Origin of the sequence: Aminobacter sp. BA135 (assembly GCF_050859125.1) — a bacterium.
GTDB classification, from domain to species: domain Bacteria; phylum Pseudomonadota; class Alphaproteobacteria; order Rhizobiales; family Rhizobiaceae; genus Aminobacter; species Aminobacter ciceronei.
Map to the genome: position 1 here is coordinate 1970417 of NZ_CP139572.1, position 16567 is coordinate 1986983.

Here is a 16567-nt window from a genome sequence, read left to right on the forward strand (position 1 = left end):
GCACTTGTGCAAAGGAAACTGATCATGAACGTCAACAAGACCTTGCTGACCGCTCTCGGCATGACCGTCGCCATGGCCTTCTCGGCCCCGGTGCTCACCGCCAGCTCGGCCAACGCTGCCGGCTACACGGCAGCGCCGGCCGCTGCCGCCACGACCACCACCAAGACGGTCACTCCGCTGGTGAAGAAGGTCGCGAGCAAGAAGCCGACGCACAAGAAGGTCAAGAAGCACAAGAAGCACGTCGCGCCGGCCGCCACGACCAAGAAGACCACGATGTAAGCACCCGACGCCACGCAGGTCGTGGTTCATAAGAAATCCGCCCTGGCAGCCGCAACTCCAGGGCGGATTTCTTTTGCGCGCAGATTGGCAGTTCAGGACGTCGCGGGCGCCAAGCCCGCTCAGGCCTTCAGGCTAGCGGCCAGCAACACCAGGCCAAGCAGCATGACGAGTGCCGCGCCGCCGATCTCGATGGCATTGTGGACGCGGTTTCCCGCGCGGCCGTCGCCGGCAATAGCAACGGCCCAGTTCTTCGCCGTCACTGCCATGATGGCAAGTGCCGAGACGGTGATGGCGGTTCCGAGCGCCATGGCGAAGACCGACAGGATGCCGCCGGCCCAAAGTCCGTTGAGGAAGGCGAAGCTGAGCACGATCAGCGCGCCAGAGCAGGGGCGGATACCGACCGCTGCAACCGCCGACCATGCGGTGCGCCAGTCGAAATGCTTGCCTTCGAGCATCCTGGGATCCGGCGCGTGCGAGTGGCCGCAGGTCGAGCAGACATCACCCACGGCGTGAGCGTGATGGGCGTGAGCATGCTGGCTGTGCCCGTGGTCATGATGCGCGTGGTTGTGGGCTTGGTGAGCGTGATCGTGATGATCGTGTGCATGATCGTGGCTGCACGTGGCGTGGTCATGATGGTCGTGCGAATGGTCATGACCTGAGGTGGCGTGGTCGTGATCATGATGACCATGCGCATGGACATGGGCTGCCGACAGGCTGTGTACCGGAGCTGCACCTGCCAGAAACGCCATCGGCTTGAGTTTCTTCCACAGCAGCCAGGCGCCGAAGGCGGCGATCAGGGCGTAGCTCACCGTTTCAAGGAACCAGGTTGCGTTGGTCATCGACACCGATGTACCGCGCAGGACGAGGAACACCAGCGTCATCAGCACAACGGCAGTCGCCCCCTGGAGGAAGGCCGAGACGAAGGACAGCATCACGCCGCGGCGCAACGCCACTTCGTTGGCGAGCATATAGGACGAGATCACGGCCTTGCCGTGGCCGGGGCCGGCGGCGTGGAAGATGCCATAGGCGAAGGACAAGCCGACGAGCAGCCAGATGCCGCCGCTGTCGCCGTCGCGCATCGCCTTCAGCGAGCCGGTCAGCGAGCGGTAGAACTGCTGCTGATGAACGTTGATCCAGTTGAGCAGCTCGGAGAAGAGGCCGGTCGACGGCACCATCGCTTCGTTGGTGCCGATGCCGAGTGAACTCTGGGCATGCGCCCGGACCGCGAAATGGCTGAGCACATAGCTGAGCGCCAGTAGCGCGAAAATCACTCGGATGGTCGTCTTCTTCACTGCATCACCCCTTGGCTGGGCAGTTCAATTCCAGGCGCGTGGCAAAAATCTTGCTCATGTCGGTGCCCGACGGGTCGTTGAAGAACGCATCGGTCAGCTTCGACTGGTTCTGCGCGATTGCTTCGTCCGGATCGGGCCGGACCACTGTCTTGGTACAGATCGGGGGGAGGTCCGCGACGCTCAGATTGGTGTCTTCGGTGAAATCGATCGCCGTGTAGAACGTCGGATCGTAGACGCCGAAATCGATCTTGCCGGCAAGCTTCAGCGGCTCCTTCGGCTCGGTCTCGAACAGGATGATGAGCTGCTGGTCCTCGAAATTGGCGACGAGATTGGCCGGCGGTTTCATGGCGATGTCCTTGCCGTCGACTGTCACGACCTGGAAGTAATTGTACTCGCCGATCGATTCGAACACCGTCTTGGAGACCTCGGCCAGTTCGCTGTCGTCGAGCTTGAGGTCGGAGTTCTTGTCGAACTCCATCAGCACCGTGCTGGAAAACAGGTCGTCGAAGCGCCAGAGATGCCTGAGCGATTTCACGGTCTTGTCGGGATTGAGCACGACGTCGAGCCGCGCTTCGGCGAAGACGTGCGGGTGAACGCTCGCCGGCACCGTCATCGTCAGCAAGGCCATTGCCGCCGTGGCCAGCGTCGTCTTGTAAATCTTCAGAATCATTGCTCCGGCGGCCCGACATGTTGGGTGATGCCGACAATTATCAGAAACCCGGCGAAAGTGGGACGGCGGCCGTTCAACTAAACGGCATGATTGCAGGGGTTGGTCTTGAACCATTGCACCAGGAAGTCGACGAAGACCCGGATCTTCGCCGGCAGGTAGCGCCGGTGCGGGTAGACGGCGAAGATGCCGCCGCCGCCGAGGCGGCGGTCGTCGAGCACCGGCACCAGCCGGCCGGAATCGAGATCGGGGGCGGCGATGAAATCGGGCAGGATGGCAAAGCCGAGTCCGGCAACGGCCGCGGCCCGCGCCGCCATCGGGCTGTTGACCTCCATCGGGCCCGAGACCGATACGGTCATGACGTCGCCGGTCTCGCCGGAGAATGGCCAGTTCGACATGTATCGGCCATTGGTGTCGATGATGCAGGGTACGTTGGCGAGATCCGCCGGTTTTGTCGGCATGCCGTATTTTTCGATAAGCTCGGGCGAGGCGCAGACCCGGATGCCGAACGGCGCCAAGCGCCGGGCGATCAGCGACGAGTTCTCCAGCCTGGAGATGCGGATGGCGAGGTCGAAGCCCTCCTCGACAAGATCGACGAAGCGGTCGTCGAGATGAATCTCGAGCACGATATCAGGATGTGCCTTGGCGAATTCGATCAGCGAGCGGCCGATCGGCGCGTCGGCAAAGGTGCGCGGCGCCGACAGCTTGACCCGGCCGCGCACGTCGCCCGAGGATTCGCGCACAGCATCGGCCAGGCTGTCGACCTCGCGGATGATCTCGGAGGCGCGCCTGTAATAGGTATGGCCTGCCTCGGTCAGCGAAAACTGCCGTGTCGTGCGGTTGAGCAGCAGCGCGCCGAGTTCGTCCTCGAGCTCGCGCACATATTTGGACAGCAGCGCCTTGGAGCGGCCGATCTTGCGCGCGGCGGCGGAAAAGCCTTCGGCCTCGACCACGTCGATGAAGGCGCGCATGCGGGTGAGTGTGTCCATGGCATCAGTCCTTTGTGCCGGCAGTGTCGAGCACGCGGCGTCCCAACCGGATCAGCGCGAGATCGCTGCCGGCCGGGCCGAGCAGCGACAGCCCGAACGGCGCGCCGTCGACCGTGCCGATCGGCAGCGTTATCTGGGGGAAGCCCGACAGGCCGGACAGGCAGAGCAGCATCAAAGCGCGCTCGCGATAGGCGAGAAGTTCGTCATGGCTGCCGCTGGCCAGGGGCGCGGCTCCCGGTACCGTCGGCAGGACCAGAATGCCGTCCGTGCCGAGCAGCACGCCGAGCTCCTGGCGAAACGCGTCGCGCCTTTCGATCTCGGCGGCATAGTCTGACCCGGAAATGGTGGCGCCGAACTCAAAACGCTCCTTGACGCCCGGTCCGAGGCCACGATCTCCGGAAGCGATCCAGGCTCCATGCTCTTGCCAGGCCTCGAAGGCCTGGACCTTGCGGAAGCACCAATAGAGCTCGTCTGATGAGAAGGAGAGAGGGCCTGCCTTGGCGATCGGGCCAAGGGCGGTTCCGGCACGCCGACGCATCCGCTGGTACTCTGCCGCTTCATCCGGGCCGGTCGGCAGGCTGTCGAGCCAGTCGAGCGCCACGGGCCGTTTCAGCTGGCCGCGATGGGCGTCCTTGCCGATGAGCAGCTTCGCCACTGTCTCATAGACGTCGATATCGCGTGCGAACCAGCCGCATGTGTCGAGGCTCGGCGCCAGCTTCATCGCGCCGTCGAGCGAAATCAGCCCGTGTGTGGTGCGCAGGCCGATCAGCCCGCAGAAGCTCGCCGGTGCCCGGATCGAGCCGCCGGTGTCGGAGCCTATTGCGATGTCGGCGAGCATGCCGGCGACCGCCGCAGCCGAGCCCGACGACGAACCGCCGGTGACACGGTCCGGCGCGGCGGGATTGATCGGGTGCGGGAAGTGCGCGTTCTGGCCCATCAGCGAGAAGGCAAGTTCGTCGGTCTGGGTCTTGCCGACGAAGCGCGCGCCGGCATCGAGCAGGATTTGTACGGCAGGGGCGGTTGTGGGGGCCGGATCGGCGCTGGCAGCCTTTGCGGGGTTGCCGCAGCCGGTTCGGTAGCCGGCGACGTCGTATATGTCCTTGACGGCCAGGCGCATGCCCGCCAGCGGTCCAGTTTTCGCATTGAAAACAGCCGCTTGTGGCACATCGAGAAAAGCGTTGTAGCGGTCGGATGTGCCGGTCATCGTTCGAAACCTGTTTACGACCTCATCAACATTGTTCGACGTTTGAATTTTTTCAACCCGCCATGAGATTTTAATTGATTGTGACGGTGACGAGCCATATATCCGCGCTTGCCCAAAGTCGCACGTGCCTGTGGGTGTCCGCCGATCCCTCGAATGGCGAGGAAATCGGTAAGGTAACTGGAGCTAACCCCTCCAGTCGATTTAGCGGCCAACCGCAAAATCGAGGACACCTTGAAGCAACGACGGTGCGGGCCTTTCTGGTTCTCTTCCGGCTGTCCAAAAGCCGGGGTTACTGAAGAGGCACACCTTCATTGCCGGCAGTGCGGAACGGGTCTTCCCATTTCCAAGCCAAGGCAGACAAAGCGAACCGAAGCCGGGCTGGCTCAGGTTCATCGCCGCGTGAAGCGCATTTATGGTTCCAGGGTCTCCACAGGCTGGATCCATCAAATAGCGGTCATGTCTTTGTCCACCGTGGGATTCCGCGGCCGGGAACGGCCGTCCCGCAGCTTGATGATTTTTGCGCGGCAGGACCGCGCGATGGAGAGACCTATGGCCACTCAGCGCATCCTCGACTTCCTCGCCACGCGACGTCCCTCCGGCCCTTGCCTGGTCGTCGACCTCGATGTCGTGCGCGACAATTTCCGCGCCTTCGAGAAGGCGATGCCGGAGTCCAAGGTCTACTACGCTGTCAAGGCAAACCCGGCGCCTGAGATCCTGCGCCTGCTCGCCGGCATGGGCTCGTCCTTCGACACCGCTTCGGTCGCCGAAATCGAGATGGCTATGGATGCCGGCGCCCCGGCCGAGCGCATCTCCTTCGGCAACACCATCAAGAAGGAGCGTGACATCGCACGTGCCTTCGAACTCGGCATCCGCCTGTTCGCCGTCGACTCGGTCGAAGAGGTCGAGAAGGTGGCGCGTGCCGCTCCCGGCTCGCGCGTGTTCTGCCGCGTGCTCACCGACGGCGAAGGCGCCGAATGGCCGCTGTCGCGCAAGTTCGGCTGCGTGCCTGCAATGGCCGTCGACGTGCTGCGCGTTGCCAAGTCGCTCGGCCTCGATGCCTATGGCGTGTCGTTCCATGTCGGCTCGCAGCAGACCGACCTGACGGCCTGGGATCGTGCGCTTGCTGACGCCAAGAAGGTGTTCGCCAAGCTCGCCGAAGAAGGCATCATGCTCGGCATGGTCAACATGGGCGGCGGCTTCCCGACGCGCTACCTGCGCGACGTGCCGGCGGCCCAGGCCTATGGCCAGGCAATCTTCGAGGCGCTGTCCAAGCACTTCGGCAACAACATCCCGGAGACCATCATCGAGCCGGGTCGCGGCATGGTCGGCAACGCCGGCGTCATCAAGTCGGAAGTCGTGCTGATCTCCAAGAAGGCCGACAACGACAATGTGCGCTGGGTGTTCCTCGACATCGGCAAGTTCGGCGGTCTCGCCGAGACGATGGACGAGGCGATCCGCTACCCGATCGTGACCGACCGCGACGGCGACGAGGTGGCACCTTGCGTGCTCGCCGGCCCAACCTGCGACTCGGCCGACGTGATGTATGAAAAGACGCCGTACCCGCTGCCCCTGTCGCTGACCATCGGCGACGAGGTGCTGATCGAGGGTACCGGCGCCTACACCACGACCTACTCGTCTGTCGCCTTCAACGGCTTCGAGCCTCTCCGATCTTACGTGATCTGACGGCTCGAAACGGCGCCTGACGCCGGAGCCGTTCAGATCACCCCGGCGGGCGTGCCTCTGCACGCCCGATCGGGTTCGCTTGTGGAACAGATCTCCGCTCGTGAAGGATCGCGGAAATGAACGTTGAAGAAATTGTCCAAATCTTGCCCGACATCGTGATCGTGGCTGAAACCCGGGCCGACATCGCCGCGCGCGAGGTACTGCTTGACCGTGCCATGGGCCCGAAGCGGCGCAAGAAGTCGTCGGAGAAGCTGCGCCGCGGTCGCCGCCCATCCGAGGGCCTGGCGCTGGTCGCGCGCGATGCCAAGGGCTCGGTCGTCGGCACCGTGCGGCTGTGGGACGTGCGGCTGGGCGAGGGCGGTCCTGCTGCGCTGCTGCTCGGCCCGCTCGCCGTCGACACGGCGGCAAAGGGCACCGGCATCGGCTCGGCGCTGATGCGCCTGGCTATCGCCGAAGCCGCCCGCCTTGGCCACCGTGTCATCCTGCTCGTCGGCGACGCGCCATACTATGCGCGTTTCGGCTTCTCCGCCGCGAAGACCGGCCAGTTGGCCATGCCCGGCCCCTATGAGCGGGACCGCTTCCTCGCGCTGGAACTCGTTTCCGGTGCGCTCGACGGCGCCAAAGGCGTGCTCAAGGCGGCCGGGCGCAAGCTCGGCGCCCCGTCGCGCAGGGCGGACTCGACGTTCGGTAAGGGCGGTGCGGGATCGGAAAACGCGGGCGTGGCCTTTGCGCGTCCGACGGGCCGTGCTGCACTCTAGCCGGAGTGTCCGCCCGGCTGCCTGAGGTGAGCCGGAACGCGTTATCTCCAGGCCGAAATACGGCCTGGCGCAGCCGGGAAACAGGTCGGCGACGGCGTTCTCTCCTTGACGCAGGCGATTGACGGCTGTGGCGATTGCGGCAACAGCGATGGCCGCTGTTGGCTTGTGGTGTGCTCGTCACTCAACTCGACTGCCGAGACAAGGTAGCCGCAGCCCGACAGCGGCGTAACGCAAGCCATGACCATTGCCACTGCTGCAAGGCGGTTTCGACGCACTTTCGACTCCACGTCGGCTATGGGATGGGCAAAGCGCCGTGCCTCGACGAGGCACGGCGCCATCGCTCACTGGTTGGTGGTGTAGTACCGGTCGCCGCCACGGTGTGGCCGCCGCCTGTGGTCACAATCGGAATGCCGCGGGCGACCATATTCCTGGGTGCAGAAGATCGGCTCCGAGAATGGCGGGCGTGGTGCACGGGGTGGGCGTGGTGGCGGCATTGGCGGCACAGGTGGGCGGGGGTGATAGCGCGGCTGATCTCCGCCATGACGCGGCGGATACCGCGTGTAGTTGTCGCCATGGCGCGGCGGATAGCGCGTGTCGTCCCAGCGCGGCGGGCCGTAGCGATCATCCACGCAGCCTGCGAGCGTAAGCACGCTCAGGGTCGCAGCCAGGGCAATCAGTCGATTTCGATTCACAGGACACTCCGGGTGGAATTGACCGGGGCGATGTGGGCTTCAATTGTTGTGGGGACATTACCGGGCCGCCGGGGTCGGACCTTTGTCCCTCACGAATGAGAAAGGCGGGCGAGCCCGGCCTTTGCAGTCAGTCGTTGGAGAAGCGGCGCGGTCGCGGCCGGTCGATGCAATCGGGCGACGGCGTCGTTGCCGGTCCGCTCGGCAGTCGAGCGGTTCACTGCTGGGACGCGGCGGCGGGCCATGCCTGGGGTATTCGCGCGGCCCATCCCAATTGCGCGGCCCGCGCGGGCCATCCCAGCTACGGGGCCCGCCTCTGGGGCCGTCCCAGCTGCGCGGCCCGTGCCCGGGACCGTCCCAGTCGCGGCCATAGCGGTCGTCCACGCAGCCGGCGAGGGCGACGACGCACAGGGTCGCGGCCAATGCGGCCAGTCGATTTCGGTCATATGATACTCCACGTCGCAAAATCGTCCTGGCGAGCGATGTGGACCACGTGCATTACGGTTGCATTGCGTGTGTGCCGGAAGTGCGTGGGTTGCATAGAAAATGCCCGGCGTCACCGCCGGGCATTTCCAACTCCGATGGTCTTGTCGGCTTAGATGTCGTTTCCAAGAAGGTTGTTCAGTCTTTGGAACGGGCTGATGCCGCCAAGGGCGGAATGTGGGCGTTCCAGGTTGTAGTTGGCTGCCCAATGGTGGATGGCCTTGGCGCGTTCGTTCGATGAGGCGTATGCCTTGCATAGGCCCATTCGCGCAGCGAAGTCTGGATGAAGCGCTCGGCCTTGCCGTTGGTGCGCGGGGTGTAGGGCCTAGTGCGGATGTGGGGCACCGGCACCTTTGAGCGCCTGGGCGAACAGTTTGGAGCGATAAGCCGAGCCATTGTCGGTCATCACCGCTCAACCCTGGCGCCCAGCCTGGCATACCAGGCCAGTGCCCGGTTGAGGAAACCGGTGGCATCTTCCCGGCCCAGGCTTGGCAGCAGTTCGACATAGGCGAGGCGCGAGGCATCGTCGATGGCGACATGCAGGTGTTCGTAGCCGATGCCGCGGGCGCGATGATGACCCTGGTGCTGGCCCGTGATCCGGTGGCCAACGCCGTCGATGCGACCCAGGGTCTTGATGTCGATGTGGATCAGTTCGCCCGGTCGCTGCCGCTCGTAGCGCAGCACCGGCGGCCGGGGATCAAGCCAGGCCAGCCGGTTCAGTCCCAGCCGGCGCAGCACCAGGCCCACCGTCGAGCGCGCCAAGCCCAAGGACCGGGCAATCGCCGGCCCCGTCATGCGCTGGCGGCGCAACTGCTCGATCCGAGACACCTGCATGGCTGCCAGCCGATGCCGGCAGCGGTGCGGCGCTGAACTGCGATCGTGCAGAACCCGGTCGCCGGCCCGGTAGCGGCCGAGCCAGCGATAGGCTGTCCGTTCCGAAACCCGGCCGAACCGGCAGCACGCCGCACGCTCCAGCCCTGTTCAATGCGTTGAACCAAAAGCACTCGACCTGAAGGCGTCAAAAGCGCATTCTTATGAACGTTCATTCGGGGAGCTCCACTGAAGGTTGGTTGGCTTCGCAACCCAGCTTCTCAGTCCATCCTCGAATGAACAACCTTCATAGCTTCGACACTTAGAGCAGCTGGCTCAGGCCCATGGCCACCGACATGTCGCCCTCGACCTTGATCTTGCCGGTCATGAACGCCATCGTCGGGTTGAGCTCGCCTGCGATCAGCGACTCGAGATCGTCGAGCGACAGCTTGATGGTGCAGTCGGCCGGGCCGTCGGTCGTCGACAGGGTGGTGCCATCGATGACGATGACGCCGTCGCTGCCGGTGTCGAACTTGATCGAGCGGCCAAAGCCGGCGCTCTCCACCTTCGCCTTGATCTTGTCTGCGACTGCCTGAATGCTCATGGCTCTCTCCTGGTCTTTTCCCGAAAGGCGCTTTGCGCCCGGCCTCCCCGGACCAATCCGGACGAGCCGGCCATGTCACAGGACTGCATTGCCTATAGCTGGCATCTTACGTTTACGTCAACGTTGAATTGGCTGGCGATGGTCACGCGACACGGCGCGACAGGCAGCCAAACTGGCTGCCTTTCGGGTTCAATGTGCTTTGGCCGGGCTTGCTTCGGCTGGCTTTGCCGCCTCGGCTTCTGCTGCGGCAGCAGCCGATTCACGCTGGCGCACGGCGTTGTCGCGGACATCGTCGGGGGTCAGGAAGTCGATCTGCTCGACCATTACCTCGTGGATCAGCTTCGAACCGACACGGGCGTTGATGGCGTCGCGGATGCCGTTGCGAAAGCCGTCCAGATCGAGCTTCTCATATTCGGTGAAGTCGATCTGCGGATTGCCGTAGAGATAGGAATAGACCTGATCGACAAGCAGCGAGGCCATCGGCACCGATAGCTTGCCGACTTCCTTGGGCTCGACCGTGTAGACGAGGCGCGTCAGGAAATAGCCGTGCACGCGCTCGCCCTTGAGCAGCGGCACCGAGATGACGTCTGTCTTGACGTAATCGAGACCGCCGAGCAGCGGCTTCTGCTCTTCGGTCGCCGGCAGGTTTGCGGCGGCCTGGAACGAATAGAAGACCGAGCCGAGGGTCACGGCGACAATCCACAGCGCCGCCGCGATGAACTTGATCACCGCGCCCACCCGAATTCGTTTGCCGAATAGGTACCGTCCGCTTCGGAGCGCTGGATGGCGTCGCGGAGCAGGGAGGCGACTTCGCTGACGGCGCTGAGATGAGCGAGGATCGCTCGTTCATTGGCGACGAGCTTGTCGCGCAAGCGATCGACGCCGATCTTCAGCTCGCTTGGGTAATCGCCTTCGACCAGGCCCTTGGTGGCGCGGGTCAGTTCGTAGAGATATCGGCTCTTGCGGGCGTTCGACGCCTTGATGTCGAAATGGACGTCGGTGCGGATCGCGGCGGTTTCTTCTTCGACCGCATCCTCGATCCGGCTGATGATGGCCGCGACGTTGCCCGGGCGGGCAGCGTCGATGAGATCGGCCGTCACCGGCAGGTTCGTCCTGTATTCGGAGAGATCCGACATATCTTATCCTCTACGATTTTGTGTCAGTGGCGGAGGCGGCATCGTCGCTTCCCAGCGAGCGCACCATCTTCCGCTGCAATTCCTGAATGAGCGCAGTGGCCTGGCTCATTTGTTCATCGAGTTCCGCCTTTTCAGGCCCGCCAGAGACGCCGCTGACCGGCACCACCTGCTCGTCCTTGATGTAGTGGTCGCGCATAACGGTCTTGGCGATACCGATGCCGCCGGCTTCGGCGGTCTGGTTGGCGAGATGCTCGGCCATCATCGACTTCCACATGTCGCCGGCCATGCCCTTGCCGTACACGCTTTCGGTGTTCTTCGGCATCATGTTGCCGATGAAGGTCTGCAGGACCATTGCCTCGAACTTCTTCATCGACGCATCGGCCGAGGTCTTGTCCGGCTGGCGCGTGACACCGCCGGTGACGTCGGCTTCGGTGAGCGAAAATGTTCCGGCCGGTGCCGCGCTGGCGGTCCGGTTGGCAAGCGCCGCGCGCGCAGCCTGGATGCCTGATGGCTCGACGGCCTTGGCTACATCCAGAATGATGTCGCTGGGGGGGGAGATGGCCAAAGCGGCGCGCCTTTCCGGGTTTACGTTACTGCTGATTGTGGAGGGTCAAGCTTGCGGCAACCTTACTTGTCTTCAGCCGACTTTCTTTCAATGATTTCGAGACGTTCGCGGTCGGCGCTGTCACGCTCATCCTGACGGCGGACCTCGCGGTAGGCGCGCTCGACCATGTTGGTGCGGGCGGTGGCCGTGGCGATCTTGCCGACCTCGACATTGGCGAGGCCGAGATTGAGCTGCTTCTTGTCGATCGCCTCCTTGATGCGGCGATGGTAGAGCTCAGGGAACAGCTGGGAGATGCCGTCGGTGCTGTCGAAGCTGTCCGACAGCGATTGCGCCTCGGCTTCGGCGGCAATCGCATTGGCGACAAAACCGGCATGGCGCGTCTCGTGCAGCGCCTTGAGCTGCTCCTGCACGGCTACCAGTTTCTTCAGGCGATCCCCGCGCGACGCGGCCATTCCTTACCTTCCCACGGTGATGTCGACGAAGCCGTCGGCAAACAGGCTGAGCATGGTGGCGATGCCGAAATACACCAGCACCAGGCCACCGGCGACGACGAAGGGCAGCGAGATGAAGTAGACCGGGATCTGCGGCGTCAGTTTGTTGACGAAGCCGATCGTCAGGTTGATCAGGATGGCATAGGCGACGAAGGGGCTTCCCAGCCTCAGCACCACCATGAAGCTTTCCGACAGCGTGTCGGTGACGTCGACGAGGGCTGCCTGCGGATTGAAGAACATGTTGACGGGCGCGACCTGGTAGGAGGCGACCAGCGCGCGGATGATCTCGTGGTGGAAATTGAAGGCAAACAGCAGGATCAGTGCCGCGATCGAGATGATCGAGGCAAGCGCTGCCTGCGGCTCGTTTTCCTCGATGGCGTGGCCGCCGACGCCGCCGAAGCCGATCAGCATGGCGATCGCCGAGCCCATGAACATCAGCGCCAGGATGTAGAGCCTGGCCATCAGCCCGATCAGGCCGCCGATCAGAAGCTCGGAGGCGATCATCGGCATCAGCACGCCGGGACGAGCGTCGACGAACGGGAAGATCTGGTCCCAGAGGTGGACCAGCAGCCCGCCGGTGGCGGCGACGGCGACGAACAGCCTGACATGCATCGGCACGCGCACGCTGGAGATTCCGGGCATCAGCATGAAACAGGCGCCGATGCGACAGAAGGCCAGGAACGCCGCAAGGACCATGCCTTGCGCGGCGGCATTCATGAGACGGTACCGAGCACGCGCAGTTCGACGCCCTTGGCGATCTCGACATGGCTGAGCACCGGCAGGGTGGGAAACAGCCTTTCGATGATCATGCGGACATAGGGACGTGCGTCGGGTGCGGTGACGATCACGAAACGCTCACCGGTTTCGAGATGCGTGCGGATCGCCTTGGAGGCTTCCTGGCCGAATTCCTCGAGCTGGCGCGGATCGATGTCGAACTCGCGCACTTCGCCCTTGGCGTCGCGCTTGAGGCTCTGGTGGAAAGCGAGATCCCAGCGGTTGCCGAGGCGCAGCACCTTGAGCACGCCGCCTTCGCTCAAATCGCCGCAGATCTGCTGCGCCATGCGGATGCGGACGTGCTCGACGATCTGCTCGGTGCGGCGGACATGCGGTGAGATCTCGGCGATTGCCTCGATGATGAGGTGTAGGTTGCGGATCGAGACGCGCTCGGCGAGCAGAAGCTTGAGCACCGCCTGCAGGCCGGGATAGGTGATGTGCGAGGTGCAGATCTCGTCGGCGAGCTTGCGGTATTCGGGGTCCTGGCGCTCGAGCAGCGCCTTCATGTCCTTGTAGGACAGGAGCTGCGGCAGGTTGTTGCGGATCACCTCGGAGAGATGGGTGAGCAGCACCGACATGTTGTCGGCGAAGGTGAACTGCTCGCGCTTCAGGTCCTCGGCGAAGGAATCGAGCACCGAGAAGGCGCGCATACCGAAAGCCGGTTCGCGCACTTCCTCGCCCGGAATGTCTGGCAGATCGCGCGAGCCGAGCAGCACCATGATTTCGCCGACGCGCATCTGGTATTCGGCGACGACGGTGCCGTGCACCTTGATCTGGTAGCTCTTGGGCGGGATCGAGAAGTCGTCGGTCATGCGCACTTCCGGCACGACGAAGCCGTACTGGGTGGCGAACTTCTTGCGCATCTTCGACATGCGGAAGGCGAGTTCCTGATGGGTAGCGAGCAGGCGCGTCGACAGCTGCTTGCCGATCAGCAACTCGATCTCGGCGGTGGCGAGCGATGCCTTGACCGAGTTCTTTTCCTCTTCGACCTTATCGGCCTCGACCTGCTCCCTTTCAGCGTCGACCTCGGCCATGCGGCGCTTGTGCTGCATCGGGATGAAGTAGCCGAGTGCTGCCATGGCAACGGCAAGCGAGAGGAACGGCAACATCGGCAGACCGGGCACGAGCGAAAGCAGAAACAGCAGGCCGGCGGCGACATAGAGCGCGCGTGGATAGGCGCCGAGCTGGCCGAACACCGCCTGGTCGGCCGATCCACGGGTGCCGCCCTTGGAGACGAGCAGGCCGGCGGCGAGCGAGACGATGAGCGCCGGGATCTGGGTGACGAGGCCGTCGCCCACCGACAGCTTGATGAACACGTCAGCGGCTTCGCCCATGCCCATGTCGTGGCGGAAATAGCCGATGGCGATGCCGCCGACGATGTTGATGGCGGTGATCATCAGGCCGGCGATGGCGTCGCCTCGGACGAATTTCGAGGCACCGTCCATCGAGCCGAAGAAGGAGCTTTCTTCTTCCAGTTCGCGGCGGCGCAACTGCGCTGTCTTATCGTCGATCATGCCGGCCGACAGGTCGGCGTCGATCGACATCTGCTTGCCGGGAATGGCGTCGAGGGTGAAGCGGGCGCCGACTTCGGCGATACGCGTCGCACCCTTGGTGATGACGATGAAGTTCACCACGATCAGGATCAGGAACACGATCAGGCCGATGACGAAGTCGCCGGACATGACGAGGTTCGAGAAGCCCGAAATGACGTAGCCGGCGGCATGCGTGCCTTCATTGCCATGCGACAGAATCATGCGCGTGGTGGCGATGTTGAGCGACAGGCGCAGCATCGTGGCGATCAGCAGGATTGTCGGGAACGACGAGAAGTCGAGCGGGCGCTGGATCCACAGCGCGACCATCAGGATCAGCACCGAAATGGCGATCGAGAAGGCAAGGCCGACGTCGATCAGGAAGGCCGGGATCGGCAGGAACAGGACGGCGAGGATGATGACGATGCCGACGGCGAAGAAGACGTCGCGTCCGTTCCTGGCTGGAACGCCTGCGCCTGAAATGGTTTCGCTGATCGCCATTGGTACTTCCGATCGAATCCCGCCGCGCGCCAATGCCACGGCTTCCTGACCCTATTGCGCCAAGCTTGCGCGAGGGTGGGAGGGGGCGTCCTGCTAGTGGATTGCCGAAAGGTCGCTGATTGATGAGGCAAATCTCGGCAGTCGCGATCCTGCGCCCCCCTCTGGCCTGCCGGCCATCTCCCCCACAAGGAGATTAGTCTCGTCGCCGACGGCGCCCATCCTGAGGGTGCGAACAGCGATGCTGGTGACTGACTGCGGGGTCGATGCAAGCCTGATCTCCCCCCTTGTGGGGGAGATGCCCGGCAGGGCAGAGGGGGGTGCGAAGGATCGCGAGCTAGGAGGTTGGCGGCAACAATTCGCCGCTCCCTCAATGCAGCTCGATATGCCCCTTGTGACTGCCGAGGGCTGCCGCCAGGCTGGTGGGGCGTTCGATCAGGCGGTGAACGCGGGGTGGCTGGGGGCCGCTGTGCAAGGCGCGCAGCTTGTCGCCGATGACGGCGTCGGCGTGGGTGGCGCGCTGGTTGTGGCGGATGTATTCGAGCCAGGTCGGGGTGTGGTAGGTTTCGACCCAGATCTCGGGGTTTTCAAGGTCGCGCGCCAGCACCCAGTTGCGGGCGCCGTCGCGGCGGCGGACACGGCGGCGCTCGGTCATGGCATCGAGGAAGGCCGGTACGTCTTCTTCGCGGATGATGAATTCGATCGAGATGACGATGGGCCCCGAACGCGGCCGGACGTCGAGCGCCAGGTGTGGTTCGCGGAAGCGGTTGAGCGGGTCGAGGTTGAGCGCTGTGTGCTCGGGCAGCGGCAGCAGGAAGCCGATCGCCGCACCGACCAGCATGACGATGCCGGCGACGATCAGGGCGGTGGCCGCGCCGTTGCTTTCGGCGACGAGACCCCAGATCCAGCTGCCCAGCGCCATGCCGCCGAAGGTTGCCATCTGGTAGATCGACAGCGCCCGGCCGACGACCCATCGTGGGGTCGACATCTGCACGGTGATGTTGAAGTGCGAAAGCGCAAGCACCCAGCAGGCGCCGCCGACGAGCAGGCCGGCCGAGGTGAGCCAGGCATTGGAGCTGAAGGCGGCGATCCAGCTGCAGAGGGCGAAGCCGAGAAAGGCCGAGCGCACGATGGTTTCGCTCGTCATGCTGCTGCGGATGCGGCCGCTGATCAGCGCGCCGCCGACCGCGCCGACGCCGAAGGCGCCGAGCATGATGCCGTAGGTCAGCGGGCCGCCGGCGACGAGGTCGCGGGCAACCAGCGGCAGCAGTGCCTGGATGACGACGGCGGTGAAGCCGAAGGCGAAGCTGCGCAGCAGCACCTTGCCGATGTTGGGCGACATGGCGACGTAGCGCAGGCCCGCACCCATGGCCTGGCCGAGCGTTTCGCGTGGCAGCGGGTTTGCCGGATATTGCGGGCGCCAGCGGAACAGTACGAAGATGATGGCGAAGTAGCTCAGCGTGTTGACGGCGAAGGCGGCCGCAGCACCTGCGGTGGCGACGATGATGCCGCCGATGGCCGGGCCGACGCTGCGCGTCATGTTGAAGCCCATCGAGTTGAGCGCGACGGCCGCCGGCATTACCGTGCGGGGCACCATGTCGCCGACGGAGGCCTGCCAGGACGGGTTGTTCAACGCGGTGCCGCAACCGATGAGGAAGGTGAAGGTGAGCAGCAGCCAGGGCGTGATCAGACCGAGATAGGCAAACAGCGTCAGCGCCGCCGAGACGGCGAACATGAAGCACTGCGCGGTCAGCATGACGCGGCGGCGGTCGTAGCTGTCGGCGAGTGCGCCCGACGCGAGCGAAAACAGCATGATCGGCAGGGAGATCGAGGCCTGGACCAGCGCCACCATGTCGGACGAGGTGGCGATCGAGGTCATCAACCAGGCGGCTCCGACAGACTGGATCAGACTGCCGAAATTCGAAGCCAGGCTGGCGAACCAGACGGAACGGAAAATGCCGTGCTTGAAGGGCGCGAGCGCCGAACCTTGCTCGTACTGGTGGTCGTCGTCCATGCGCCAAGCCGGCTGAGCCGGGTGCCCTCGTGTGATTTGCCGCTACGGCGCCAAGCCTCCTTCGGGAGGCGCAAAGGACGCCGTGGCCCTCCTGTCGATGCA

Annotated in this window: 15 protein-coding genes and 1 pseudogene; 3 read left to right on the plus strand and 13 right to left on the minus strand. The window is 64.2% G+C overall.

What is annotated here, in order from left to right; all coding sequences use genetic code 11:
- Positions 1-24 precede the first annotated feature (24 nt).
- Entirely contained in the window at positions 25-279 is a 255-nt protein-coding gene (locus SLT36_RS09610; RefSeq protein WP_067958446.1) for a hypothetical protein, read from the plus strand.
- 119 nt (positions 280-398) lie between these two features.
- Here the strand turns inward: SLT36_RS09610 and SLT36_RS09615 are convergent, their stop codons facing one another.
- From SLT36_RS09615 to SLT36_RS09630, 4 genes are all read right to left on the minus strand, one after another.
- Positions 399-1571 (minus strand): nickel/cobalt transporter, encoded by a 1173-nt coding sequence (locus tag SLT36_RS09615; RefSeq protein WP_432287088.1) that lies wholly within the window; start codon positions 1569-1571, stop codon positions 399-401.
- Positions 1572-1575: 4 nt separating this feature from the next.
- Positions 1576-2241: a DUF1007 family protein gene (locus tag SLT36_RS09620; protein WP_432287090.1), complete on the minus strand. Its 666-nt coding sequence runs from the start codon at positions 2239-2241 to the stop codon at positions 1576-1578.
- A 77-nt stretch (positions 2242-2318) separates the two neighbouring features.
- Entirely contained in the window at positions 2319-3227 is a 909-nt protein-coding gene (locus tag SLT36_RS09625; RefSeq protein ID WP_067958465.1) for a LysR family transcriptional regulator, read from the minus strand.
- 4 nt (positions 3228-3231) lie between these two features.
- Positions 3232-4431, minus strand: a complete 1200-nt coding sequence (locus SLT36_RS09630) for an amidase (RefSeq protein ID WP_432287091.1) — start codon at positions 4429-4431, stop codon at positions 3232-3234.
- Between the two features lie 549 nt (positions 4432-4980).
- Here SLT36_RS09630 and odc2 point away from each other — a divergent pair.
- Together odc2 and SLT36_RS09640 are read left to right on the plus strand one after the other, a co-directional pair.
- Positions 4981-6114 (plus strand): ornithine/lysine decarboxylase, encoded by a 1134-nt coding sequence (gene odc2 / locus SLT36_RS09635; protein WP_310322271.1) that lies wholly within the window; start codon positions 4981-4983, stop codon positions 6112-6114.
- 116 nt (positions 6115-6230) lie between these two features.
- On the plus strand, positions 6231-6872 hold the full coding sequence (locus SLT36_RS09640) for a GNAT family N-acetyltransferase (RefSeq protein ID WP_432287093.1): 642 nt from the start codon (positions 6231-6233) through the stop codon (positions 6870-6872).
- A gap of 1284 nt (positions 6873-8156) precedes the next feature.
- Here the strand turns inward: SLT36_RS09640 and SLT36_RS09645 are convergent.
- From SLT36_RS09645 to SLT36_RS09685, 9 genes and pseudogenes are all read right to left on the minus strand, one after another.
- A pseudogene (locus tag SLT36_RS09645) lies at positions 8157-9090 on the minus strand (IS481 family transposase).
- A gap of 86 nt (positions 9091-9176) precedes the next feature.
- Positions 9177-9458 (minus strand): SCP2 sterol-binding domain-containing protein, encoded by a 282-nt coding sequence (locus SLT36_RS09650; RefSeq protein WP_067958475.1) that lies wholly within the window; start codon positions 9456-9458, stop codon positions 9177-9179.
- Positions 9459-9647: 189 nt separating this feature from the next.
- Positions 9648-10187, minus strand: a complete 540-nt coding sequence (locus tag SLT36_RS09655; RefSeq protein ID WP_432287094.1) for a hypothetical protein — start codon at positions 10185-10187, stop codon at positions 9648-9650.
- Positions 10184-10594 carry a hypothetical protein gene (locus SLT36_RS09660; RefSeq protein WP_067958484.1) on the minus strand — a complete coding sequence of 137 codons (411 nt, stop codon included), beginning with the start codon at positions 10592-10594 and terminating at the stop codon, positions 10184-10186. The genes SLT36_RS09655 and SLT36_RS09660 overlap by 4 nt, the downstream gene beginning before the upstream one ends.
- A gap of 10 nt (positions 10595-10604) precedes the next feature.
- Positions 10605-11159, minus strand: coding sequence for a rod-binding protein (locus tag SLT36_RS09665; protein WP_432287095.1), 555 nt, complete (start codon positions 11157-11159; stop codon positions 10605-10607).
- A gap of 62 nt (positions 11160-11221) precedes the next feature.
- The gene (locus SLT36_RS09670) at positions 11222-11611 is read right to left on the minus strand and encodes a hypothetical protein (RefSeq protein ID WP_432287096.1); all 390 of its coding nucleotides are present in this window, start codon (positions 11609-11611) and stop codon (positions 11222-11224) included.
- Positions 11612-11614: 3 nt separating this feature from the next.
- Positions 11615-12367, minus strand: a complete 753-nt coding sequence (gene fliR, locus SLT36_RS09675; RefSeq protein WP_432287098.1) for a flagellar biosynthetic protein FliR — start codon at positions 12365-12367, stop codon at positions 11615-11617.
- Positions 12364-14454: a flagellar biosynthesis protein FlhA gene (gene flhA, locus SLT36_RS09680; RefSeq protein ID WP_067958496.1), complete on the minus strand. Its 2091-nt coding sequence runs from the start codon at positions 14452-14454 to the stop codon at positions 12364-12366. Before flhA ends, fliR begins: the two co-directional genes overlap by 4 nt.
- A gap of 367 nt (positions 14455-14821) precedes the next feature.
- Positions 14822-16465, minus strand: coding sequence for an MFS transporter (locus SLT36_RS09685; protein ID WP_154386457.1), 1644 nt, complete (start codon positions 16463-16465; stop codon positions 14822-14824).
- Between the last annotated feature and the right edge of the window lie 102 nt (positions 16466-16567).